General features: G+C 58.3%; 21 protein-coding genes. 9 read left to right on the top strand and 12 right to left on the bottom strand.

The window, feature by feature from the left end:
• Positions 1-66 precede the first annotated feature (66 nt).
• The 5 genes from LOH53_RS15035 to LOH53_RS15015 all read right to left on the bottom strand — a co-directional run bounded on the left by LOH53_RS15035 (position 67) and on the right by LOH53_RS15015 (position 5,528).
• The gene (locus LOH53_RS15035; protein ID WP_230068575.1) at positions 67-1,206 is read right to left on the bottom strand and encodes an XdhC family protein; all 1,140 of its coding nucleotides are present in this window, start codon (positions 1,204-1,206) and stop codon (positions 67-69) included.
• Positions 1,199-2,317: a vWA domain-containing protein gene (locus LOH53_RS15030; RefSeq protein WP_230068574.1), complete on the bottom strand. Its 1,119-nt coding sequence runs from the start codon at positions 2,315-2,317 to the stop codon at positions 1,199-1,201. The genes LOH53_RS15035 and LOH53_RS15030 overlap by 8 nt, the downstream gene beginning before the upstream one ends.
• A 3-nt stretch (positions 2,318-2,320) precedes the next feature.
• Positions 2,321-3,220 (bottom strand): AAA family ATPase, encoded by a 900-nt coding sequence (locus tag LOH53_RS15025; RefSeq protein WP_230068573.1) that lies wholly within the window; start codon positions 3,218-3,220, stop codon positions 2,321-2,323.
• Positions 3,221-3,836: 616 nt separating this feature from the next.
• On the bottom strand, positions 3,837-4,097 hold the full coding sequence (locus LOH53_RS15020) for a hypothetical protein (protein ID WP_230068572.1): 261 nt from the start codon (positions 4,095-4,097) through the stop codon (positions 3,837-3,839).
• A gap of 357 nt (positions 4,098-4,454) precedes the next feature.
• Entirely contained in the window at positions 4,455-5,528 is a 1,074-nt protein-coding gene (locus LOH53_RS15015) for an alkene reductase (RefSeq protein WP_230068639.1), read from the bottom strand.
• A gap of 164 nt (positions 5,529-5,692) precedes the next feature.
• Between LOH53_RS15015 and LOH53_RS15010 the strand changes: the two genes are divergently transcribed.
• The 3 genes from LOH53_RS15010 to hrpB are packed head-to-tail and all read left to right on the top strand — an operon-like array spanning position 5,693 to position 9,325.
• Positions 5,693-6,358, top strand: coding sequence for an MBL fold metallo-hydrolase (locus LOH53_RS15010; protein WP_230068571.1), 666 nt, complete (start codon positions 5,693-5,695; stop codon positions 6,356-6,358).
• Positions 6,359-6,392: 34 nt separating this feature from the next.
• On the top strand, positions 6,393-6,716 hold the full coding sequence (locus LOH53_RS15005; protein ID WP_230068570.1) for a putative quinol monooxygenase: 324 nt from the start codon (positions 6,393-6,395) through the stop codon (positions 6,714-6,716).
• 5 nt (positions 6,717-6,721) lie between these two features.
• Entirely contained in the window at positions 6,722-9,325 is a 2,604-nt protein-coding gene (hrpB, locus tag LOH53_RS15000) for an ATP-dependent helicase HrpB (protein WP_230068569.1), read from the top strand.
• On the opposite strand, the gene LOH53_RS14995 is transcribed toward hrpB, so the two are convergent.
• Together LOH53_RS14995 and LOH53_RS14990 are read right to left on the bottom strand one after the other, a co-directional pair.
• Positions 9,318-9,938: an L-threonylcarbamoyladenylate synthase gene (locus LOH53_RS14995; RefSeq protein ID WP_230068568.1), complete on the bottom strand. Its 621-nt coding sequence runs from the start codon at positions 9,936-9,938 to the stop codon at positions 9,318-9,320. The genes hrpB and LOH53_RS14995 overlap by 8 nt on opposite strands.
• Before the next feature lie 38 nt (positions 9,939-9,976).
• Complete coding sequence (locus LOH53_RS14990; protein WP_230068567.1) at positions 9,977-10,744, bottom strand: YggS family pyridoxal phosphate-dependent enzyme; 768 nt, start codon at positions 10,742-10,744, stop codon at positions 9,977-9,979.
• Positions 10,745-10,941: 197 nt separating this feature from the next.
• Here LOH53_RS14990 and LOH53_RS14985 point away from each other — a divergent pair, with 197 nt between their 5' ends.
• Both LOH53_RS14985 and LOH53_RS14980 read left to right on the top strand, forming a co-directional pair.
• Positions 10,942-13,242, top strand: a complete 2,301-nt coding sequence (locus LOH53_RS14985) for a transglycosylase domain-containing protein (protein ID WP_230068566.1) — start codon at positions 10,942-10,944, stop codon at positions 13,240-13,242.
• Positions 13,243-13,335: 93 nt separating this feature from the next.
• On the top strand, positions 13,336-13,782 hold the full coding sequence (locus LOH53_RS14980; protein WP_230068565.1) for a universal stress protein: 447 nt from the start codon (positions 13,336-13,338) through the stop codon (positions 13,780-13,782).
• On the opposite strand, the gene LOH53_RS14975 is transcribed toward LOH53_RS14980, so the two are convergent.
• From LOH53_RS14975 to LOH53_RS14960, 4 genes are all read right to left on the bottom strand, one after another.
• Positions 13,744-14,370 carry a hypothetical protein gene (locus LOH53_RS14975; protein WP_230068564.1) on the bottom strand — a complete coding sequence of 209 codons (627 nt, stop codon included), beginning with the start codon at positions 14,368-14,370 and terminating at the stop codon, positions 13,744-13,746. The genes LOH53_RS14980 and LOH53_RS14975 overlap by 39 nt on opposite strands.
• Before the next feature lie 218 nt (positions 14,371-14,588).
• On the bottom strand, positions 14,589-15,554 hold the full coding sequence (gene cyoE / locus LOH53_RS14970) for a heme o synthase (RefSeq protein WP_230068563.1): 966 nt from the start codon (positions 15,552-15,554) through the stop codon (positions 14,589-14,591).
• Positions 15,555-15,666: 112 nt separating this feature from the next.
• Positions 15,667-16,086, bottom strand: coding sequence for a pyridoxamine 5'-phosphate oxidase family protein (locus tag LOH53_RS14965; RefSeq protein WP_230068562.1), 420 nt, complete (start codon positions 16,084-16,086; stop codon positions 15,667-15,669).
• A gap of 15 nt (positions 16,087-16,101) precedes the next feature.
• Entirely contained in the window at positions 16,102-17,202 is a 1,101-nt protein-coding gene (locus LOH53_RS14960) for a LacI family DNA-binding transcriptional regulator (protein WP_230068561.1), read from the bottom strand.
• A gap of 245 nt (positions 17,203-17,447) precedes the next feature.
• Here LOH53_RS14960 and LOH53_RS14955 point away from each other — a divergent pair, with 245 nt between their 5' ends.
• From LOH53_RS14955 to LOH53_RS14945, 3 genes are read left to right on the top strand one after another with little or no spacing between them, the layout of a single operon-like run.
• On the top strand, positions 17,448-18,581 hold the full coding sequence (locus tag LOH53_RS14955) for a Gfo/Idh/MocA family protein (protein ID WP_230068638.1): 1,134 nt from the start codon (positions 17,448-17,450) through the stop codon (positions 18,579-18,581).
• A gap of 11 nt (positions 18,582-18,592) precedes the next feature.
• Positions 18,593-19,819, top strand: a complete 1,227-nt coding sequence (locus LOH53_RS14950) for a dihydrodipicolinate synthase family protein (protein ID WP_230068560.1) — start codon at positions 18,593-18,595, stop codon at positions 19,817-19,819.
• A 4-nt stretch (positions 19,820-19,823) separates the two neighbouring features.
• The gene (locus LOH53_RS14945) at positions 19,824-20,726 is read left to right on the top strand and encodes a sugar phosphate isomerase/epimerase family protein (RefSeq protein ID WP_230068559.1); all 903 of its coding nucleotides are present in this window, start codon (positions 19,824-19,826) and stop codon (positions 20,724-20,726) included.
• A gap of 28 nt (positions 20,727-20,754) precedes the next feature.
• Here the strand turns inward: LOH53_RS14945 and LOH53_RS14940 are convergent, their stop codons facing one another.
• The gene (locus tag LOH53_RS14940; RefSeq protein ID WP_230068558.1) at positions 20,755-21,390 is read right to left on the bottom strand and encodes a uracil-DNA glycosylase family protein; all 636 of its coding nucleotides are present in this window, start codon (positions 21,388-21,390) and stop codon (positions 20,755-20,757) included.
• Between the two features lie 333 nt (positions 21,391-21,723).
• Between LOH53_RS14940 and LOH53_RS14935 the strand changes: the two genes are divergently transcribed.
• On the top strand, positions 21,724-22,956 hold the full coding sequence (locus LOH53_RS14935; protein ID WP_230068557.1) for a pyridoxal phosphate-dependent aminotransferase: 1,233 nt from the start codon (positions 21,724-21,726) through the stop codon (positions 22,954-22,956).
• Positions 22,957-23,312 lie beyond the last annotated feature (356 nt).

Here is a 23,312-nt window from a genome sequence, read left to right as displayed (position 1 = left end):
ACCCTGATGTGAGTCACGTTACATCACCGGCTGGCTTTATGTTAGGGGCCCAGATATCGCGAGCAGCTACTCGTGATCGGCGTCAGCCAGTGGAACGTGGTGGATGCGCACATCCATATGGCGAAGCCGGCCACCCTGTCCACCCCATCGTTGGGAGATGATCTCAGCGGCAATGGACACTGCCGTTTCTTCGGGTGTTCGGGAACCTAAATCCAGACCGATGGGACTGGACAGCCGCGCCAATTCATCCTCGCTCAAGCCAGCCTGCCGTAGCCGTTCCATCCGCTCCACATGGGTCTTGCGTGAGCCCATGGCTCCCACATAAGCGAGCTCATGGCGTAAGGCGACTTCCAGTAACGGAACGTCAAACTTAGGATCATGGGTCAAAACGGCAATGACTGTGCGCGCATCGATTGCCCCGGCGTCGATCTGGGCCTGGAGATATCGGTGCGGCCACTCAACTACCACCTCATCCGCAACCGGAAACCGTGCCTTTGTGGCGAAAACTGCGCGTGCGTCGCACACAGTGACCCGATACCCAAGAAAGCTGCCCTGCTGGGCAACTGCCGCAGCGAAATCGATAGCCCCAAAGACAAGCATGCGCGGCTGCGGGGCAAAACTAGCCACAAAAACGCGCATTCCCTCACCCCGGCGCTCCCCATCTGGACCATACATGAGTGTGGTATTGCGGCCAGCAGCCAGTAGTCCCATGGTGTCATCACTGACGGCGTGGTCAGCGCGATCGCTTCCTAGGGAACCGAGGAAACCATCCGGGCGCACCACCAAATGCCGACCCAACCACGCGGGGTCCGGGTGTTCTATCACGGTGACCACGGCTACGGGGTCGCCAGCCTGGACGTTCCGTGCCACCGCCGCCAGCTCAGGGAAGGTGTGTGCCGAAACGGGTTCGACAAAAACGTCCATGATTCCCCCGCACGTCAGGCCCACGTCAAAAGCTTCATTTTCGGTGATCCCGTAACGCTGGAGGACCGGCTGGCCTAGCCTTGCGACGCTTGTGGCGAGTTCGTAAAGGGCACCCTCCACACAGCCACCCGAGACCGAACCGACAGCACGGCCGCCGGCGTCGACCATCATGGACGCTCCGGCGGGCCGTGGGGCAGACTTCAGGGTACGAACCACGGTCCCCAGCCCTACTGTCTGACCTGCCTCGACGGCGTCCAGAAGGTCTTTTAGCACTTCACGCATCGCCCACCACTTTCAACAGTTCTTCAAAGCTTTTCAAAGAATGGCCGCCGATGAAGCCATCGACAAAAGGCAGGACAGCTTTGATGCCCTGTTGCACGGGCTCGTAGCCTTGCTTGCCCTTATGCGGGTTGGACCAAATGACGCGTCGGGCGAGCTGGTGGAGACGCTGAACTTGCCGACCTAAAAGGGCTGGATCGCCACGTTCCCAGCCGTCACTGGCGATGACGACGATAGCACCTCGGGCTATGGCCCGCTGCCCCCAACGGTCGTTGAAAGCGCGCATGACTTCCCCTAGCCGGGTCCCGCCGGACCAGTCGGGAACAGTGCGCCCAGCCTGGGCCAACGCATCGTCCGCATCCGTGCGGCGAAGTGCGGCGCTTACGCGCGTGAGTTGGGTGCCAAGCGTAAAGACCTCGATATGGTCTGGGTCGGCGTGGAGTGTACGGTGTGCCAGACGCAAAAGGCTGTCCGCATACGGAGCCATGGAACCAGATACGTCTATGAGCCAGACCAGCCGGCGTGGGGCTCGAGGGGCGCGGGCACGGCGAAGTGGTCCCGGTTCACCACCGCGGCGTAACTGTTCACGCAGTGTGCGGACCCTGTCGATCTCACCGTGCCGATTGCGTTTCTTGCGCCTTCCGCGCCGGGTGGGCAAGGTGAATTCCAAGGTGGCGAAGATTCGGTTAAGTGCTGCACGCTCCGTGGGGTCCAGGGTGGCCACGTCCCGATGCCTGAGCATTTCGCGACTACTGGCTTGTAGGCGCAGAGCCTCGTCAGATGTTTCGCTGCCAGTGCCGCCGTCGTCGGCTAGGGATGCCTGCCGGACTGTCGTGGCACTGGAATCAGGGCCCACATTGCCTCGATGCACCGGGGCAAACCACGTCTCGAAGGTTCGCCTGTAGGCTTCCATCTCTTCGGGACCGGCACAGAGAGTGGCCCGTCCGGCCCAGAAGACGTCCGCCCGGACTCCCATATCAAGGCGGCTTACAGCGTCCACAAAGCTGCGTGCGCGGTCAGGGGTGACTTTCACTCCGCCGGCGCGCAGCGCGGAAGCGAAGCCCAACAAAATTTCCTCGGCCGAGTGGGCTTCAAGGACGCGGGAGGCATTCACGGCTCATCCCAGAATCCGGGCAAGGGTGGCCATGACCCGCTCTGTATCCTCGCGGTACTTGCAGAGAGCGCCGATGCTGGCGGCCGCGGAGGCAAGATCCAGTTCGGCGCTGCCCAATTGGTGCAGGGCTCTGGCCCAGTCAAGTGTCTCTGCCACTCCAGGGGGCTTGAGGACATCGTCGGTAGCCCGAATCGCTTGCACGGCTCGGACCACTTGTTCGGCGAGAAGCGCTGGAACACCGGGGAGTCGAGTGCGCACTATCTCCACTTCACGTGCCAGACCGGGGTGCTCGATCCAATGGTAGAGACAGCGTCGTTTGAGTGCGTCGTGCAAGTCGCGGGTCCGGTTGGAGGTGAGGACAACGATGGGGGGAGTTTGAGCCCGGACAGTACCGAACTCCGGAATGGAGACCTGGTAGGTGGAGAGGACTTCCAACAGGAAGGCTTCGAATTCATCGTCAGCTCGATCAATCTCATCAATGAGCAGGACGGCTGGGCTTTGTTGGAGTGCCTTCAGGATGGGTCGGGCGAGTAGGAACCGCTTGTCATAGAGGGTGCTTTCGAGCTCTGCTGTGCTCATCGTGGTGCCATTACCGAAGTGATTTCCTCCAGCTTCCACGCTGCGAAGGTGAAGTATCTGCGCTGTGAAATCCCAGTCATAAAGCGCCTGAGTGGCGTCGATTCCCTCGTAGCACTGGAGTCGAATCAGCGGCAGCGACAAAGCTTGCGCAAGTGCCTCGGCTAAGCCAGTTTTGCCTGTGCCGGGCTCTCCTTCAAGCAGTAGCGGCCGTTCCATAGCTAACGCTAGGTAGGCAATTGTTGACAGACCCTCATCAGCCAAATAGCCAGTGGAGGCTAGTAGATTGGAGAGCTCTGCTGCGTTCAGCGTTGACGTCTCTGTCATGGCACCAGCATAGGGCCAATCCGCTGTAGCACGGGTTAGCCGAACCCAGGCATCGCAATTGAGCGCGGGGAGTTTCTTAGTTTCTCTCCATTACGGGGTTTTCAGTTGAGAAAGGAGAGACACGGGAATTCACGTTCAGCGAGTGTCGGTGCTGCGCCGGCCTTCAATGACCGTGACCCGATCCAAAATTTTGGAGTAGGTAACATGCGGCTGCGCAAGATCAGTGCATGAGTCTACTGATCTATCCGCAGTACGTGTTGCTTGTGTCTGTCCGGATCAGACCCATGAAGTCCTTGGTCGATCTTTATCTGGGCCATCTGCCTGACTCTTGGCCTCGGCAGATGGCCGATTCCGTGGTGAGCATGATGAGAGAATCCTGCAGGCTGAACGAATATACCAAGTGGGGTCACCCGTACTGCGGCTTTTTCGCGACCAGGCAATACCAAGCGGGTTGAATGACCTCATCCGCGAGAGCATCGTGTTTGCGCAGCAGGCTGGCAAGCCGAGCCACGACTGAGAGAGGCAGAATTCATGATCTGCCCAAATGCACGAACAGTTAGTCTCGGGAATCGCGGGGAACCCGGCACTCGAGGAATATTCACAAGAGCACGCTGGATCAATCCTGCCTGGGTCTAAAGACGCGCCGAGCATGAGCTACGGAAATGAAGGCTACGGCGGCAAGTAACAGCGGGAACCAAAGCGCGGCATTTCCGCTCCACCCTAAGCCGACTCCGTTGCCGCCGGAGAAGGTCGTGACGTTGGGGAAGAAGAAATGGGAATGGAATTCCCCGCCTGCCTGCATGTTCACTGCAAGCATTCCTACGTCATAGGTGAAGAGGAACATCCAGTAAATCATGAGCGTGCAGAGCGCGGACACTGCACCCGCTGTCCACAGTGGCCGTGATTTTTCGGTGCCTTAGGCGCAACTGCTTGCCAGGTCGCCGGCTTGTCGAAGTTGTCACTTCCGCACGGCCGGGAGTGAACGACTGCATCCGCGCTCTTGCCCTCGACATTCATGGCATGCGCCGTTCCGATTTGCGCTCCACTTCAATGTTCACAGTGGCAGGCCCCACTGCGCCACTGCGGCAATGTCCCGCCAATTTTGGGCCGAATCCTTGCGTGCCTGTTCTCCCACACCGGTGAGTGCGTAGTACTTCCTGAATGGTCCGGATACTGACTGGTGGACGTAGCTGGTGAGCTAGCCATCACTCTCGAATCGGCTTAATACCGGATATTAGTTAGCCCAGAACGGATAGTCCGTGTACCCCTTGGATCCCTCGGTGTAGAAAGTGGAGTAGTCCGGCTCATTCAGAGGCAGTCCCTCGCGCCAGCGCCGTGCCAGATCCGGGTTGGCCAAGGCAGGGCGCCCTACCACCACAGCGTCCGCCAAACCGTTGGCAGCAACTGCCTGCGCGTCCGCCAATGATGTGATGGTGCCGAAACCGGTGTTGAGTAAGAATGGTCCGCCAAAGCTGGTGCGCAACGCAGTGAGCAGTGCACCTGTCGTGTCCTGGTGGAGGACGCTGAGGCCTGCAAGATTCAGCGGAGCAAGCCCCTCCATGAGTGCTCCGTATGTCGCTGCTGTTTCGCCAGCATCAACTTCCATGGCGCCTTGGACATTGTGCTCTGGCGAAATACGCAACCACGTCCGGCCGGCACCAATGGCCGCTGCCACTGCCCGGACCGTTTCGAGAACAAAGCGGGCGCGGTTCGAAGCTGTGCCACCGTACTCATCAGTGCGTTGGTTGCTGGACGGTGCCAAAAATTCGTGGAGCAGGTAGCCATTGGCGCCGTGGAGTTCCACGCCGTCGAATCCAGCGGCCAGGGCGTTACGGGAGCCCTGAACGAACTCTTCAATGATGCCCGGAAGTTCCTCCGTCGTGAGCGCGTGCGGGACGGGATAGGGCACCTTTCCGTCATAAGTGCGGGTCATGCCCTCGATCGCGATGGCGCTTGGGGCGACCACAGTCCGTCCATCCGTGATGGACGGGTGTGTCACACGCCCAGAGTGCATGACTTGAGCGATGATCAAACCGCCTTCTGCATGCACGGCGTCCGTGACGTTTTTCCACCCTTCACATTGGGCAGGCGTCACGAGGCCGGGCTGGCGCACAAAGGCCTGACCGGCGAAGCTGGGGAACGTGCCCTCTGAGACGATCATGCCCATGGACGCACGCTGCCGGTAATACTCGACGACGTCTGCGCCTGGAACGCCGTCCCGGCCAGAACGGGACCGGGTAAGGGGCGCCATGACGAGACGGTTGGGCAGCTTCAGTTCGCCAAGTGTGACGGGGGAAAACAGATTCATTGACGCTCCAAAATCATTGGTTCCCAAAATCTGGGCTGTGTACTCCAAGGTGAACGTGATGGGAACAGACGCTATTCCCGTCAAGGGACGTCTGTGAGATTTAGCTGCGAGATCTCCGATGAAAGGAGACTTCCCAAGCGACCACGGACAGCTAACCTTGGTCCATGAGCGATTCCACGTTGTTGTACGACCTGCCCACCGTCACCGTCCGCCGCACCATAGTCTCGGACATGGCGAACAACGTCTATCTGATCACCCACAAGGGCCATGGCGCACAAATACTCATTGACGCCGCTGACGACGCTCCGGCCATCCAGCGGTTACTTTCAGATGCCTCCCATGACGCTGACGTTCCCCCGCGTCTGTGTCTCATCGCTACGACCCACAGCCACTGGGACCACATCCGGGCGCTAGCAGAGATCACAGTGCAAACGGGTGTTCCCACCGCTGTGGGCAGAGAGGATGCGGCAAGTATCAAGGAGGAAACCGGGGTGGGAATAGACCGCTTGCTTGATCACGGAGATGTTCTGGACGCAGACGGCCTAATCCTCACGGCCGTTCATCTACGGGGTCATACGCCTGGCTCGATGGCCTATATTTTGGAAGCTGGGCCATCCACGCTCATCTTCAGCGGCGATTCACTGTTCCCAGGGGGAGTGGGTAACACCGGAGGGGACCCTGCTCGCTTTATCTCTTTGCTCAACGACGTACAAGAACGCCTATTTGATGTGTACCCGCTGGACTCCGCGGTGCTTCCAGGCCACGGCGAAGCCACCACGCTGGGGAGTGAACGCTCCGAGCTTTCACTGTGGCGTGAGCGCGGCTGGTGATTCGCGTTGCTGCGCAGCTGGCTAAGCTAGGACTATGTATTTCATCGTTGTAAAGTTCCATACCCTACCGGGGTTCAGCGAACGGTTTATGGATATGGTGGCACCGTTCACTGCAGCTACACGTCAGGAAGCTGGCAATCTCTGGTTCGAGTGGTCTCGAAGTGTGGAGAGCTCTGAGGACTTCGTGCTTGTGGAAGCCTTCGCTGACGATGCCGCTGCGAGCGCACATGTCGGCAGTCCCCATTTCAAAGCGGCCATGGAGGACATGCGTCCCGCTCTGGCCGCCACCCCAAAGATTGTTTCGCGGAAAGTGGAAGGCGACTCTTGGGGTGAAATGGGAGAGCTACAGATCGGCTAGATCTGATGCTCTTTGATCTGGATTCTATTGGTGCGGGTTTGGCTTTTGCCAGTTCGTTGCCAGCCCTTCGTGAGGTTGTCTGCGCACCGGGTGCGGCCGCCGTCGTTCAGTCACCTCCTGGAACTGGGAAGACTACGCTGGTTCCCCCGTTGCTGGCCACGCTGCGTCAGAGAGGTGCCGGACGAATCATTGTCACCGCGCCGCGCCGGGTGGCCGCCCGATCCGCTGCCAGGCGACTCGCTGCCTTAGATGGCACCGCGCTGGGCGGACGGGTTGGCTATACCGTTCGAGGTGAACGCCACGCCGGGCCCAATACCATAGTGGAGTTTGTCACGCCCGGGATTTTGCTGCGGCGCTTACTGAGCGATCCGGGGCAAGACGACGTGGCCGCCGTCGTCCTGGATGAGGTCCACGAACGGGGGCTTGAAACCGATCTGCTGTTGGGAATGCTTGCAGAGGTCCGCGAACTGCGGGGGGACCTGACCTTGGTGGCGATGTCTGCCACGGTAGAGGCACCGCTCTTTGCGGCCCTTTTGAAGGACGACGCCGGCAACCCGGCTCCGATCATTTCCTCCCCGTCGGTGCTGTTTCCCCTGGAATGTGTGTGGGCGCCAGCACAGGGACCACGAATGGATCAGCGCGGGGTGAGCAGGGCATTTTTGAACCATGTGGCGTCTGTCGCGGAGCAGAGTCATGCCGAGGCATTGGCCCGCAACACTGAAGCGGACGCGTTGGTCTTTGCCCCCGGAGCCTGGGAAGTTAGCTACGTTGCAGCACGCCTGCGGGAACTTGGTGCCAGAAGTCCCGATCGCGCGAGGAGTCTGGTAGCCGAAGTCATTGAACTGCACGGGCAAGTGCCCGCCAGCGCCCAAGATCGTGCCGTGTCAGGGAGGCTGCCCGGCGGTCCGCCACGCATCATTGTCTCCACAGCACTCGCCGAATCCTCGCTTACCATTCCGGGAGTTCGCTTGGTCGTCGACGCAGGGCTATCACGAGAACCCCGCCGGGACGCCGGTCGGGGCATGAGCGGACTGGTCACAGTGTCCTGTTCACAGGCATCGGCGGTCCAGCGAGCCGGCCGTGCAGCCCGGCAAGGCCCCGGCACCGTAGTTCGTTGTTACGCGGAAAAAACGTTCGGCGCCGCAGCCGCAAACCAATTACCGGAAATCTCAGTCGCTGATCTAAGTGCCGCGGCTCTGGTACTTGCCTGCTGGGGAGCGCCCGGTGGAAAAGGGATGGCCTTACCCTCGGCGCCGCCCCAGGCAGCCATGGCAGAGGCCATCGAAGTACTTACCGAACTGGGTGCTGTAGATGCCGGAGGCCAAGCTACTCCTCTGGGTAAGACCTTGGCCCGGATTCCGGCGGATCCCAGACTAGCTCGCGCACTGCTGGACGGAGCTGCAACTGTGGGCCCACGCAAGGCTGCTGAGACTGTGGCGCTTGTAGCTGGAGATTACAGGGCACCGGGAGCTGACCTGCCCCGCCTGCTGACATCGCTGCGCTCTGGACGGGATCCGTCGGCACGCCGATGGGTTGAGGACACGTCCCGGATGGAGAAAATTGCACGAAGACAAATGCTGCCAAACGTAGCCGATCTCGGTGGAGCAGGAGCGGATGACTGCTGGGGCCTCGTTGTGGCGCTTGCCTATCCGGATCGGGTTGCTCGGAGGGTTGGGGACACCCGACAATACTTGCTCGCCTCAGGTACTCGTGCCGGGCTGCCGCTCTCCAGCACATTATCCGGGAACGAATGGCTTGCCGTGGCCGAGGTATCAAGGGCTTCGGGCCTGGACGCGGCAGGAACCGGTGCGGTGATCCGAAGTGCAGCACCCCTGAGTGTTGAGAGTGCCTGCTTCGGAGCCAGGCACCTTGCCACGGACACAGTGGTGGTGCAATTTAGCAAAGGCAAGCTGTCCGCCCGCAGGGAACGCAAGCTAGGGGCCATCCTGCGCTCATCCACTCCCGTTAGAGCTACGAAGGAGCAGGGCCGTACTGCAGTGGCCCAAGCCCTTCAGGTAGAAGGCATGGGAATGCTGCGCTGGTCTATGGCCGCTGACGGGCTGCGGCATAGATTAGCCATGCTCCACCGAGTGCTCGGGGATCCCTGGCCAGACGTGAGTGATGCTGGCCTATTGGAGCGGATTGCGGACTGGCTCACGCCAGAACTTGAAGCGATTTCAGCTGGGCTTCTCGTTGAGAAAGTGGATCTCCTTGAGCCCTTGCGCAGGCTCTTGCCCTGGCCGGAGGCGGCTCGGCTGGCAGAACTGGTGCCTGAGCGCCTGAGGGTGCCTAGTGGTTCCTTGATCCGCATTGATTACGCCGACGCGGATGCAACGGGCCATCCGGTAGTGGCGGTGAAACTGCAGGAGTGCTTCGGTTGGGCAGAAACGCCAAAGATCGTTGCAGGACGAGTACCGGTGCTTTTCCACTTGCTGTCTCCAGCCGGGCGCCCGCTCGCTGTAACAGGGGATCTGGCCTCATTTTGGTCTGGGCCCTATGCTCAAGTACGTGCGGAGATGCGTGGACGCTACCCCAAACATCCCTGGCCGGAGGATCCGTGGACGGCCCGAGCTACAGCCAAAGTAAAGAGCCGGATGGAGCTTAAATAAACCGAGCGGCGTCACCCATGCCCTGCCGAACCACCTCAGCATAACCCCTGGAAAAATCGATCACAGTTGTTGGTTCCGCTCCCACGTCGCCGGAATCGATGACGGCATCCACTACGTGTTCTAGCCTCTCTTTAATTTCCCAACCCTGCGTCAGCGGTGTTTCTTCATCCGGGAGCAGGAGTGTGCTGGAGAGCAAAGGTTCGCCCAATGCATCCAAAATAGCGTGGATGAGGGGGCTGTCTGGGATACGCACGCCTACTGTTTTCTTCTTGGGGTGAGCCAGACGTCGCGGTACCTCCTTGGTGGCGGGCAGAATGAACGTGTAGGGTCCCGGGGTGACGGCCTTGATGCTGCGGAAGATGTCATTATCTACCATGACAAATTGGCCCAGTTGGGCAAAGTCCTTACAGACCAGTGTGAAGTGGTGCTTGCTATCTAGGTGTCGGATGGAGCGGATCCTATCCAAGGCTTCCCGATTTCCAATTTGAGCGCCAAGGGCATAACACGAGTCCGTGGGGTAGGCGATTAAGCCTCCGGACTTAAGCAGTTCCACCACTTGGGCTACTGCTCGAGGCTGGGGGTCTTGCGGGTGAATGTCTAGGAACTTGGCCATGTCGTTAGCTTACGTCTGTGACACTGGCTGCGCTATTTTTACGGGCCTGGCCAGTAGTAGCTATCCGGCAGCGACCGGGCTCCGAAGATGGCTTGACCCACGCGAACCACTGTGGCGCCTTCCTCTACGCCGAGCTCGAAGTCGCCGGACATGCCCATTGATAAACCGGTGAGCTCGACGCCGTCGGGCGCGGTTTGGTGCAGAACATCACGGAGTTGGCGCAACTCTCTAAAGCAGCCTCGCACCCGCTCTGTGTCGTCACTGTTGATGGCCAGGGTCATCAAACCTTTGACCTTGAGCCGCTCGAACGCCGGCAACGCGGCTAAAAACGCGGCGACTTCGCCTGGCGGCAGACCATACTTGCTGTCCTCTTTTGACGTGTTGACCTGAATGAATACTTCTAGGGTGCGGTCTTCAATCTCAAGGCGTGAGTTGAGGGCACGGGCCACCTTGAGGCTGTCAAGGGCCTGGAATTCGTGGGCGAACCGCGCCACGAATTTAGCTTTATTGCTCTGGAGATGCCCGATGACATGCCATCGCAAGCCGCCTACGTCAGCGAGCTCGACACTTTTCCTCAAGGCTTCTTGGACCTTATTTTCACCTAAGTCGGTGATGCCAGCGCTGAGGGCAATTCGGATACGTTCGGAATCCACGGTCTTGCTCACGGGAAGCAGTGTTACGTCAGAGGACGCGCGACCCACCCGACCGGCAGCCATTTTGATGCGGTCCTTGACTCGTTGCAGACGTTTCGCAAAATCTGCAACAGTGTTAGCGGAGGGATAAACAGCTTCTGCTGGCGGCGTCATAGTGGTTCCTTTAGCAGTGGAATTGCTCTCTTTCAAAGCTATCACCGCCGGTCACAGTCATTGCCGCAGGAGCTGGCGGGCAGGCATTAGCCGGGTTTTCAGCAAATTCTCACGTTAAGGGTGCAGACTGCTCATGTGCCTTGTGAGATTTTGGTTCTCGCAGGCAGCAATTTTGTCACCAGGAAGGCCAAATCCCTATGAGCAAACCAAACCGCGGAGCGCAGAACTCATCATCCGTCTGGCGTAGTGGCGGGTTCGCTGTGGGAAACCTCCTTCGGCTTGCTTTGGTTTGCGGTCTCTGCGGAGTTCTGGTGGCTGCCTTATTCGTTCCTGCCGGTGCATTGGCTACGGCGGCTGTTGCCGGATCCAACGTTATGTTGGATCAACTGCCGAGCACGCTGGACTTCAAGGCCCCGGCACAATCCACCAAGGTTTTGGCCAGTGATGGCTCCACCATTGCCAGGTTTTACGAACAAGACCGGCAAGACGTTAGCTTGGCTGACATGTCTGCCTACATCAAAAGTGGTGTTGTCTCGATCGAGGACTCACGGTTTTATGAGCATGGTGGCATAGACCTCACTGGCATTGCCCGCGCCCTTGTCGCCACAGCGCAGGGAGGCCGCGAAGGTGCCTCGACCATTACTCAGCAGTATGTCAACAACGTCATCATCGAGAAGCTAGTCTCCAGTGGCAACACTGACGCGGCCAAACTGGGCCAGCAAAAGACGATTGCGGACAAGCTCAACGAGATTAAGTTGTCCATCGGCTTGGAAAAGAAGATGTCAAAAGACGACATCCTGGCCGGATATCTGAACATCATCTACTTCGGCAATGGCGCCTACGGTATTCAAGCGGCATCGAAACTATATTTCAACACGTCGGCCAAGGACCTCACGCTGGCCCAGGCTGCAGCCCTGGCCGGCGTCGTCAACAGTCCCGCCTACTATGACCCGCTAACACAGCCAGAACATGTCACGTCAAGGCGCAACGAGGTCCTCTCCAAGATGCTCTCGCAAAAGAAGATCACGCAGGCGGACTATGACACGGCGCTGAAGACGCCACTTACTCTTGACGTGCACAAGTCCACACAAGGTTGCGTTGCGGCCGCTACGGCCCCGTATTTCTGTGACTATGTTCAGCAGCTGGTACTCAACGATCCGGCATTTGGTGCCACAGCGGATGACCGAAGCAATACCCTTTACCAGGGCGGACTGACCATCACCACCACACTTGACCCTGCTTTGCAGCAGGTAGCACAGGACCAGGTAAATGCGACCATGGGTGCGACCGACCCCCTGCAGCGTGGTGCCGCCGTCGTCAGCGTTCAACCGGGCACGGGCAAAGTCTTGACCATGGCCCAAAACACTGTGTACAACCCGGCCAATGTGCCCGGGAATTATATGGGCAACTTTGCATTGCCGGTGAATGATCTCAATGGGAATCCCTTGCATGGTGCTGGCGGCTTCCAAATTGGCTCAACGTTCAAGCCGATCGTTTTTGCGCAGTGGCTAAACTCGGGACATTCCATGATGACGATGGTGAATGGGGCGGTCCAGAAATACCCGCAAAACTTCCCGTGGAAAAATAGTTGTGGCACAACCTCGGGTGCCTATGATCCTGCAGTACCAGGGTCCAATCTCCTCCCGAATGACGATAGCCATCACTACTTCCCACAAACAGCTTTGGAAGGACTGTATAACTCGATCAACACCATCACGTTCCAAACAGCGGCGGCTTTGGATTTTTGTGACATACAGAAAATGGCGACGGCTTCCGGGATCCTGGATGGTGGGACCAACAAACCCTATGACCTCTCCTCGATCCCAGCATTGATCGGAACACCCAATGTGGCCCCATTGAATATGGCGACCATGATGGCGACCTTTGCCAACAACGGTGTTCGGTGCGATCCAATCGCCTTAGTTTCGGTAACGAATTCTGCTGGCAAGAGCTACCCGGTGCCGGGGGCTAACTGCCAGCAGACCATCAATAAAGATGTTGCCAACGGAGTGAAATTTGCGTTGCAGCAGGTACTGGTTCGCGGCTCCGGCTATCAAATTCCACTCAATGACAAGGCGAATACGTTTGCGAAGACGGGTACCACCGACTACAACGCCAACACCTGGACGGTAGGGGCTAACTCCGGAATCTCAACGGCTTCATGGTTTGGCAGTTACAAGGGTATTGGGAAGGCCTGGGCGAACCAGAACATTGTCATCAACGGTCGCTATTGGCCAGTGGTGGATGGCGCAAACTTGGCCGGTACCCAGTGGTCAGCGATCATGAACGCGGCAGCGACCAACCCCGCATATCAAGCAGCCAGTCTGGAGCGGCCTCCGGCGATCATGCTCTCGGCTACACCGCCCCTCGTTGTTGGTTCGAACGACCCTCTTGGAAGCGATCGTGCCCCGGCGAAGACGGTAGTTCCACCAGCGGCCAGCAACGATAACGGAAATGGGACAAGTACCAGCACGCCGAGCGCTGGGAACGGCAACTAATCCTTGGGTGTCTTTGCACAGTGATTTCAGTCTTTGGAGATTCTGGGTAAGACTAGGGGTTCGGAGCAAAATGAGCCCCTAAAGGAGCCCGCCTTGACTGACTTGAGCGTCGGCATGCGATCGGAAGCACAGCCACGGATAGTGGTGGGTGTAGACGGGTCGGAAACATCCGTCCGTGCCGTGCAAGAAGCCGTCCGTCTCGCGGCGGAACTGGGTGGCGTTGTTGAAGCCGTGGCGGCGTGGGAGCCACCAACAAAGGGGTCCAGCTACGAAGCCTTGGGGATCGGCAGCTTTGCCGAAGGCGCCCGACACGTTCTTGACGGAGCTCTGGCAGAAGCCTTTGGGGAGAGCCTCCCGGCCCTACTGAGCAGCAGGGTTGAGCGGGGCTCCGCCGCTACTGTTCTTGTGGCTGCTAGCGAAGGCGCCCGCTACGTCGTAGTAGGACGCCGTGGACGCGGTGGCGTCATGGGCTTACTTCTTGGTTCAGCAGGCGCAGCGGTGTTAAACCAAGCGCACTGCCCCGTCATGGTGGTTCGCTAGCATCTCCGAAGCAAAGGTCTCAGCGCTCGCATGGGCTGCATCTTCGGCTATCACAAAACTAATTTCCAGTGACGTCACCGCGGCTTCGTAGTCATGAAATTCTCCGTCGGCGGTATCTTGGCGCATCTTGCTAGCCACAGCGTAGGCCTTTGTTAGCGCCGAAGTCTCCGGGACATGGACGTCGCTCATGGATGGAAAGTCGATGGCCGCTGCTGGGTCCAGTTCGTAGTGGCTCCAGCGCATGAGAACCGCATTGTGCCGGTTTGAAAGTTCAGCAAGGACGGCATCCGCACTCACGCTTGCGGATAGTTCCTTGGCCTGCATTAGCCGCCGGCATACCATCTTGTTGACATGCCACCACGTGGCCGCAGCGATTGCCACCATGGCCGCGCCAGCCCATCGGTTCACCACTGCTGTCCCCAGAATTGCCGGAAGAAGAATAGACATCCCGGCAAAGCAGTACCAAAACTGAGTGTCGGGATCACGCTCCATTGCTGGCCGGACTTTTACCAGCCAGATAGTTCCAGCTGTTGTCACCACCACCAGTATGGCCACTGCTAGAAATCCGGCTAAAGCTGATCCCATCATTTTTGCGCCTCCCGATCACGGGACTGGACTGCTGGCACGCCTGCCTGCACGCGGTCCGATCGAGCCGGTCCCTGTCTCCATTCCATGCTCTTTCTATGGTTTGGTCAAGGGTAAAGCGGGAGGGATGAGAGATCCTAAGGCAACTTCTCAGCATTTCCAGAGGTGTCCCACAGAGAAGGCGACCTCCGTGCCGTCACGGCTCTAATTTCGTCTGAGTTCTAAGGTAGGCGAGGACCGATGGAAAGCATGAGCGAAATGCTGGTCATGATTACCAGTGCACACCGAAACATTAGCCTCGCCCACTTCTGTGGATTGGCGGTTTTTAGCCCGGCAACGCTCATAATAATCCAGCCGATTCCGAGTGTACCCATGACGATCGTGTAGCTCCATCCCACGTAGCCAAATGCTTGGGGCAGTAGTGATACTGCAACGAAAGCTATCGTGTACCCCAGAATCTGAACTGTGGTGTAGGAGATGCCACGAATCACTGAGATCACGGGTACCCCGGCCTTGGAGTACTCGCTGTGGCGGTAGATGGAGATGGAGTAGAAAGCGGGTAGCTGCCAGAAGAACAGTATGAGAAAGACGATCACCGCACCAGCGTCGAGTGCATTTGAAGCTCCCACATAGCCGCCCAGGATGGGTGCCGCCCCTGAAACGCTGCCCACTAGCGTGCCATGGAGGGTCATTCGCTTGGACAGCATGCCATATAGCACCACGTAGGCCAGATATCCGAATAATCCCACGGCCACTACTAAGACATTCGTCCAAAGCACGAGCACGGTCATGCCGGTGACCCCGAGTACAACAGAGTAGATGACAGCGTTTCGCGCCTGTACACCTCCGGTGACGGTTGCACGTTTCTTGGTCCGCTCCATAACACTGTCAATGTCACGGTCAAGAACGTTGTTCAGCACGCACGCGGAGCCGATGACCAGAGTAGTACCCAGGCAAACGGCAAGGAACAGGAACCAGTCAATGTACCCGGGGCTGGCGAACAAGAAACCCGCGGCCGCTGTCATGACATTTCCGTACAGCACTCCTGGCTTAGCGAGCGAGTAGTAGCGCAGAAGTGAATCACGCCATGAAGTCCCTGTGGCGCGGGCCGCAAGTGCGCTATCTGTGCCGTCCAGAGCAACCCGTGTTATGCCGTGGTGAACTCGCTTTGAACGTGGCGCGGACATGCGTGTGGACTCCGATCAATGCTGGTTTAGTCCAGCATATCGGCTGCTTCCCTTCTTGTGGGGTGTGTGTGGCGCCGCTCATGTGTATCTGTGAATCATGTCAGCTTCGTGGTCAGCGTTCCGGTTCAGTTCCGAGCGTGAAACGGTATCCACTGATGCTCACGGGAGCAATGTGAACGTAGGTGTACTTTCGGGTTGGAATCCAGGGTGCGAGTGGGAGCTTGTCGAAGGTGTCAATCTCGTTTTGGGACTCAACGATCCGCGCAGTTCCCTTGAGCACCACACTCCAGGCATGGTTTTCTTCCAGACCGTCAATTTCAAAGGCAACCGTGGCATTGACGGCTAATTCTGCGAGTTTGGTACCAGGGTTGGTCCGTAACAACAGCTTGCCTTCGTGGGCTAAGTAATTAATGGGGAAGATGTCAGGGATGTTCGCGACACTGAGGGCCAGCCGACCAAAGCTGGTGTGCTCCACGTAGCGCCAAGCGTCTTCTGCGGTGATGGCGTGGCCGGGCTGCTCGTCGGTGTTCATGAGGTTGATTATGCCCTATTTTCCGGTTGTCGGAGCCGTAAATCCGGCACTTTCGCGCAAGACAACCTCGCCGGTGATCGTGACTGGACTGCGCAATTGTGGTTCCAGCGCCAGTTCCGCAGCCCGTTGTCCCATCTGTTCCAAAGGTAGCCGGTATGTGGTCAGCGCGGGGGAGTGGTCGCGAAGTGTGGGGATGTCATCAAAGCCCGCAACTTGAACGTCGTCCGGAATGCGGAATCCGTGCGTTCGCAGTGCCGTCATTGCACCGAGGGCCATGACGTCGTTTGCCACCAAAATACACAAAGGAGATCCTGATGGGCTAGGGAATCTGCTGGTATCTGCGCCGGTCGTGGTGTTTGGAGTGGGGGCAAGCAGGCCGAGCCTGTGTATCAAATCAACAGTCGCGTCGTAGCCACCTCTGCTCGTGAAGGGGCCATGGACTGTGGCCAACGGCACGAGAGAGGCCGCCTGTAGGCCCTCCACAAAACCGTCCACCCTGGCACGGGCAGTGTTGCGTTCCGCCGGTCCTGCCAAAATGGCAAAGTGAGTGGTTCCGTGTTCGATGAGTGCGGTTGCCAGTGCCATGGCACCGGCCTTGTTAGCAACCATGAGGGAGCTAGCCCCTGCAATCTTGGTTGCTCCCAGAACTACTACGCGGCCCCCACTATTGATGTAACGCTCTAAAGCCGCAGCCAAACGAGGGTCTTCGTCAGTGACGCGGGACGCCGCCAAAATGATGGCATCCGTGCGATAAGAGATGAATGCTCGCACAGCTGCCAACTCAGCGTCACCGGGGGGGGCATCCTCGCTGGGAAGATCGGTCCCCGCTAGAAGAACCTGATGGTGGGAGAGGCTGGCGACTTTTTGTACACCGTGGGCAAATGTTGAAAAATAAGGGTCTGCGATGTCATGAACTACAAGCCCCACAAGCCCGGTGGTCGATTTCGCCAAGGCTTGTGCTTGCGCATTCGCCACGTATCCCAATTCTTCTGCGGCCGCCCGCACCCGTTTGGCTATATCTTCTGCAGGGGTCCTCGCTGAGCCGTTCAGTACACGAGAGGCGGTGGCGAGCGATACCCCGGCCTCGCGGGCTACTTCGGTGAGTTTCACAGGCACGGAAGTGTCCTTGTCGTTGAATGAAAAAATCTCTACATCTTAGCCAGAATGACCCTTGACGTTGCTACTTCTACAGCATATATTGGAAAGCGCTTTCCAAGCTTGAGGCCACGCCGATTCTTACGGTCTGGCAACCCTGCACACCACTAAGGGAGAAACCAGTGACCCAGAGCGCCGCTGAGCAAAATCAGAGAACTACCGGCCAAGCATCGACCCTCAATAATCCTGCTGTCATCCGTATTGCCATGAACGGCATCACCGGTCGCATGGGCTACCGCCAGCATCTACTGCGATCCATCCTGCCCCTACGGGATTCGGGCCTCACGCTAGACGACGGCACCAAAATTGCAATAGAGCCGATCTTGGTGGGCCGCAATGAGGCTAAAGTGCGCGAACTGGCACAACTTCACAATGTGGAGCACTGGAGCACTGATCTGGAAGCAGTCATCGCTGATCCGACTGTTGACGTTGTCTTTGACGCATCCATGACAAGTCTGCGTGCCGCCACTTTGAAGAAGGCCATGGCCAATGGCAAGCACATCTTCACCGAAAAGCCGACGGCAGAGACACTGGAAGAGGCCATCGAGTTGGCCCGGATCGGAAAGAACGCCGGTGTCACGGCGGGTGTGGTTCACGACAAGCTGTACCTGCCGGGGCTAGTCAAGCTGCGTCGCCTTGTTGAGGAAGGCTTCTTTGGCCGGATCCTTTCCATCCGTGGCGAATTCGGATACTGGGTGTTTGAAGGCGACCACCAAGCCGCCCAGCGCCCCTCCTGGAACTACCGCAAGGAAGACGGCGGCGGCATGACCACCGACATGTTCTGCCATTGGAATTATGTTTTGGAAGGGATTATCGGGAAGGTCAAAAGTGTCAACGCCAAGACCGTCACGCATATCCCGGAACGCTGGGATGAAGCCGGAAAAGAGTATGAGGCTACGGCCGACGACGCCGCATATGGAATTTTTGAGCTGGAGACGCCGGCAGGGGAACAGGTCATCGGCCAGATCAACTCATCCTGGGCTGTCCGTGTCTACCGTGATGAACTCGTTGAGTTCCAGATCGACGGAACCCACGGTTCCGCTGTTGCTGGACTGCGCAAATGTGTTTCCCAGCAGCGAGCCAATACCCCTAAACCGGTGTGGAACCCAGACCTGCCTGTCACTGAATCGTTCCGTGAGCAGTGGTCCGAGGTCCCCGCGAACGCGGACTTGGACAATGGATTCAAACTCCAGTGGGAGGAGTTTCTCCGCGACGCCGTCGCTGGCCGCGAGCACCGCTTTGGCTTGCTCTCAGCCGCTCGAGGCGTGCAATTGGCCGAACTTGGCCTGAAGTCTTCGGTGGAACGCCGCACGCTGGATATCCCTGAAATAGCGCTGTAGGGAAGGCTGCTATGAACATCTCACTGACTTTGCCCTCACCAGAGGGTAGCCTCGAAGCCCTCACGTTGAACCCGACGGGCCCGTGGCGCAAGCCCACAGACCTCATCACCTCTCGTAAGGTCTATGCGGCCGCTCATGTAACTCCCAGAACGCTCGGGAATAACGTTCCCGGTGCCCCCGCTGACATCGATTGGGAAGCCACGTTAGCTTTTCGCCGTGAGCTGTGGAGTTGGGGAGTTGGCATCGCCGATGCCATGGACACCGCGCAGCGGGGGATGGGACTTGACTGGGCTGCCACGCAAGAGCTCATCAACCGTTCCGCTGCGGAGGCCGCCCTCATCGCAACCCCGGAGCGTACTGTCCGCGATCTGCTCGCTTGCGGCGCCGGGACAGACCAACTTGATCCAGCCGACGTCGAGCCTGGCGAAGCGGGCCTTGCGGCCGTTCTTGAGGCCTACCGGGAGCAAATCGCGGTGGTTGAGGCGTCTGGGGCGAAGGTCATTATTATGGCTTCGCGAGCTTTAGCTAAAGTGGCCTCCGGGCCCGCTGACTACCTCTCCCTCTATGGCACGCTGCTCTCCGAGGTCAAGGAACCTGTGGTTCTACATTGGCTTGGCACCATGTTCGATCCGGCGTTGGCTGGCTATTGGGGCAGCACAGATATCGCAGCGGCCACCGGCACGTTCAACGAGCTCATCCAAGCGAATGCAGCCAAGGTAGACGGGGTGAAGGTTTCCTTGCTCGACGCTTCTCATGAAGTGGCGCTGCGTGGGGGCCTACCCGACGGTGTGCGTTTGTATACGGGTGATGACTTTAACTATCCGGAACTGATCGACGGCGACGGCACCCACCACTCGGACGCGTTGCTGGGCATTTTTGCTGCGATTGCGCCAGCGGCTTCTGCTGCGCTGCAAGAGTACGACGCTGGCCGTCCCACCGAAGCCAGAGCCATCTTGGACTCGACGCGAGAACTGGGGCTGCACATCTTCGCCGCACCGACGTATTACTACAAAACCGGCATCGTATTTTTGGCGTGGCTTAACGGATACCAAGACGGTTTTGCGATGGTTGGGGGCCTGCAGTGTGGCCGTAACGTGAACCATTTGGTGAAACTATTTCGCTTGGCAAACTCAGCTGGCTTGTTGATGGATCCACCACTGGCAGCCACTCGAATGGCATGTTTTCTCAATACTGTAGGAATTGCCTGCGTTGTGGCTTCGACGGACCCGGAAAGGTAATCGCGTGACGACTTTCGAAAAGCTCTCCATCAACACGGCAACGATCAAAAAGGCTTCGCTGGCGCAGGCCCTGGAACATACGGCTGCTGCCGGACTGTCCCATATTGGCTTGTGGCGGGACAAAGTGGCCGAAGTTGGCTTGGACACTGCAGTTGAGATGGTGAAGGCGTCAGGTCTGACGGTCTCTAGTCTGTGCCGAGGCGGCTTCTTGACGGCGGCCGACGCACCCGGCCAGGCTACCGCACTTGCCGATAATAAGGCTGCCATTCTTGAGGCTGGCGCATTAGGGGCCGCAGAAATCATCATGGTTGTCGGCGGACTTCCGGACTTTAGCGTTTCGCCGGGCGCCGTGGATGGTGGGGGAGCCGCCACAGCTCTCGCGGGAGGTAAGGGCAAAGACCTTGTCCTGGCACGCCAGCGCGTTGCGGACCGCCTTGGCGAGTTGGTGCCTTTTGCCCTGGATCATGGGGTGCGGCTGGCACTTGAGCCGTTACATCCCATGTATGCCGCAGATCGTGCTGTGCTATCCACTTTGGGTCAGGCCCTGGACCTTGCCGCCCCGCACCCTGCCGCCGCCGTCGGCGTCGTCGTGGATACGTTCCATCTCTGGTGGGATCCGTACCTGCGCGAGCAGATTGCACGGGCAGGTGAGCAGGGCCGAATTGCCTCCTACCAAGTTTGCGATTTCAATCTTCCCATTGCCGCGGACGCACTGTTATCCCGTGGGTTTATGGGCGACGGCGTGATCGACTTTGCCCAGATCAGCCAGTGGGTTGCGGACGCAGGATACGACGGCGTCGTCGAAGTTGAGATTTTTAATGAAGACATTTGGGCGCTGCCCTATGCCTCCGTTGTTGAGAGCGTCAAAGCCCGCTACGCCGAGCTGGTGGCACCCCACCTGAGGTAGCTCATCAGCTTCGGCGTGCGGGAAAAACTCAGCGGCCCTTGACCCGGATGCCGTTGCGGGTCATTGACTCCGCATAAGCTTGCGCTGATTCGTCCAGCCATTGTTTCTGGCGTTCTGCGGAACCGGCGAAACTGCGCCCGCTGAGAGAACGAACCTTGCAGATGCCGAAACCGCGCTTGTAAAGCATGGGACCTTGGGCTTTCAGCAGCTGATCGGCTAAACGGTGAGCCTCGGTGCCGTGGGCAACAAGGGCCGTGGCGCGAGGCACCTTGGTCAGAAACTTGACCAAGGGGCGTAGGCCCTGCTCGATCTGTGGTGCGCTCAAACGGCCATTGGCCTGCCCCGGGGTAAACCAAGGGTGGACGTTCCATGGCATGACGTAGCTAGGCCGCAAGCCTATTTGCCAATGGATTCCGAGTAGGCGAGTTGCCGCCTGCTCGTCACCGGCTGTGACAAATCCTGATGAGTCGATCTCGCCCACGTTGGAAAACAAGCTGATGATGCGGCACTCATCGATGTCGTGAACCGGATCCACATACGCCACTCGTTGCTCTGGCCGAGCCTCGGCCAGAGAGTCGCACAGTTCGGTTACGGGTGCAATGTTCTCGTCATAACGACGACTCCAAAGCTGTTCACGCAGTGATTCAGTTGCCACGAAAGTCATTGAGGGCTAGGTCTCCTTGAGGGTGGATAGGTGGGGTTTTGCGCTTCCCCATAAGCGACTTGGTCCAACGACTCACTCTACCAATTTTTCCTTGTTCATGGGTGATGAAGTGGTGTGCTAGCCCCTCTCACTAGAGACAGATTGTGAGAAACTCAACAGCGCGGGAGTGTTCAGTACGTTTGTGGGCACCTGCAAAATGGCCGACGTCGTGCTTCTGTCTTGCTTCTTGCAGGCAGTTTGATTGTCAGTCTGCGGGTGGCGAAACTGTTTTGAGACGGACGAGACTTGTTTAATTACGGCTGAAAGCCACGTCTTTGTGTGAAAATGGAAGGCATGCGCCCCATGCAACACTCCAGTAAATTGGCAAATGTTCGGTACGAGCTTCGCGGTCCCATCTTGGCTGCTGCCAAAAAAATGGAGGCCGAGGGGCATCGGATTCTGCGCATGAATCTGGGCGACACGGCACCGTTTGGGTTGGAAGCGCCAGAATCTATTGTGACGGACATGATCCATCACCTGCGGGGCGCCCAAGGCTACAGTGACTCGAAGGGGATCTTTTCGGCGCGTACGGCCATCTCGCAGTATTACCAGACCAAAGGGCTGATGCAGATAGGCGTCGAGGACCTCTTTGTCGGCAACGGGGTCAGCGAGTTGATTTCTATGACGTTGCAGGCGTTCTTGGAAAACGGTGATGAAGTTCTTATCCCCGCTCCGGACTATCCGCTGTGGACTGCCTCCGTCACGCTGACCGGCGGTGTCCCTGTGCATTACATGTGCCAGGAAGACAACGAATGGTGGCCGGATATGGCCGATGTCGCGGCGAAGATTACGCCAGCTACCCGAGCCATTGTTGTCATCAACCCGAATAATCCAACCGGCGCGGTTTATCCCCGGCACATTTTGGAGCAGTTCGTGGAGTTGGCCAGGAATCACGATCTGGTGATTTTCGCCGATGAAATCTACGAGAAAATTCTTTATGACGGCCGCACGCATATTCATATGGCATCCATGGCCGATGACGTATGTATGCTCACTTTTAGTGGGCTCTCCAAGGCGTACAGAATGCCCGGCTACCGCGCTGGGTGGGTGGCGCTGACTGGACCGCGGAGCGCCATGGCAGATTTTAGGGAAGCGCTGGAGCTGATTGCCTCGCTCCGGTTATGTTCCAACGTGCCAGCTCAGCACGCCATCCAAACATCGTTGGGTGGGTATCAGAGCATCAACGACCTCACTAAGCCTGGTGGACGGTTGCATGAACAGCGCGACCGCGCCTCAAACCTACTCAATAGCTTGCCGGGAGTTTCTTGTGTTCCGGCAGCCGGCGCCATGTACCTGTTCGTCAAATTGGACCCGTTGATGTATCCGATCACTTCCGACGAGCAGTTTGTGATTGACCTGCTTCAGGACCAGAAGATCTTGGTCTCTCACGGCACCGCCTTCCACTGGCCAACGACTGACCATTTCCGCTTCGTGATACTGCCTTCGGTAGATGACATAGAAGAGGCTGTTCGACGTATTTCCGTATTTTTGGCCGTGTATCGGCGCAAATACTCGGTCAAGGTCTAGCGGGGGCCAGCTCCCGATTTGTCCGAACTCGATCTTGGGCCTAGCTCCTTGTGCTTGGAACATAGAGTCTGGCGTTGATGCGGGGAGCCGATACTCATTTTTTAGCTCACTAGAGCTCGGAACGTAGCAACGCAGGCGTGTGGTATTCAGGCGTGTTGTTTGGGTGCGTCGTTTGGACTAGCCGAGTTCTGAATGCTGAGGATTGAACTTCCAGGATTGAACGGTTTCCGTGGCGTTACAACGGGTTCGCTGCTGGGTTGGCAGGGTTCTCCTGCCACTATCCGAGAAGCTGCCCTCGGGTCGACGGGCGGAGGGCGGAAGGCGGAAGGCGGTGGTTCCGTCACCATGTCTTTCGT

The sequence above is a fragment of the Arthrobacter cryoconiti genome (genome assembly GCF_020905375.1).
Classification (GTDB): domain Bacteria; phylum Actinomycetota; class Actinomycetes; order Actinomycetales; family Micrococcaceae; genus Specibacter; species Specibacter cryoconiti.
This window is presented reverse-complemented; position numbering and strand designations above follow the sequence as displayed.

Bases quoted from the DNA above. Each gene is read 5' to 3' on its own strand.
- LOH53_RS15035 (WP_230068575.1), bottom strand. From the start codon at position 1,206: ATGCGTGAAGTGCTAAAAGACCTTCTGGACGCCGTCGAGGCAGGTCAG.
- LOH53_RS15025 (WP_230068573.1), bottom strand. From the start codon at position 3,220: ATGACAGAGACGTCAACGCTGAACGCAGCAGAGCTCTCCAATCTACTA.
- LOH53_RS15015 (WP_230068639.1), bottom strand. From the start codon at position 5,528: ATGAATCTGTTTTCCCCCGTCACACTTGGCGAACTGAAGCTGCCCAAC.
- LOH53_RS15010 (WP_230068571.1), top strand. From the start codon at position 5,693: ATGAGCGATTCCACGTTGTTGTACGACCTGCCCACCGTCACCGTCCGC.
- LOH53_RS15005 (WP_230068570.1), top strand. From the start codon at position 6,393: ATGTATTTCATCGTTGTAAAGTTCCATACCCTACCGGGGTTCAGCGAA.
- hrpB (WP_230068569.1), top strand. From the start codon at position 6,722: ATGCTCTTTGATCTGGATTCTATTGGTGCGGGTTTGGCTTTTGCCAGT.
- LOH53_RS14995 (WP_230068568.1), bottom strand. From the start codon at position 9,938: ATGGCCAAGTTCCTAGACATTCACCCGCAAGACCCCCAGCCTCGAGCA.
- LOH53_RS14990 (WP_230068567.1), bottom strand. From the start codon at position 10,744: ATGACGCCGCCAGCAGAAGCTGTTTATCCCTCCGCTAACACTGTTGCA.
- LOH53_RS14985 (WP_230068566.1), top strand. From the start codon at position 10,942: ATGAGCAAACCAAACCGCGGAGCGCAGAACTCATCATCCGTCTGGCGT.
- LOH53_RS14975 (WP_230068564.1), bottom strand. From the start codon at position 14,370: ATGATGGGATCAGCTTTAGCCGGATTTCTAGCAGTGGCCATACTGGTG.
- cyoE (WP_230068563.1), bottom strand. From the start codon at position 15,554: ATGTCCGCGCCACGTTCAAAGCGAGTTCACCACGGCATAACACGGGTT.
- LOH53_RS14965 (WP_230068562.1), bottom strand. From the start codon at position 16,086: ATGAACACCGACGAGCAGCCCGGCCACGCCATCACCGCAGAAGACGCT.
- LOH53_RS14955 (WP_230068638.1), top strand. From the start codon at position 17,448: ATGAACGGCATCACCGGTCGCATGGGCTACCGCCAGCATCTACTGCGA.
- LOH53_RS14950 (WP_230068560.1), top strand. From the start codon at position 18,593: ATGAACATCTCACTGACTTTGCCCTCACCAGAGGGTAGCCTCGAAGCC.
- LOH53_RS14940 (WP_230068558.1), bottom strand. From the start codon at position 21,390: ATGACTTTCGTGGCAACTGAATCACTGCGTGAACAGCTTTGGAGTCGT.
- LOH53_RS14935 (WP_230068557.1), top strand. From the start codon at position 21,724: ATGCGCCCCATGCAACACTCCAGTAAATTGGCAAATGTTCGGTACGAG.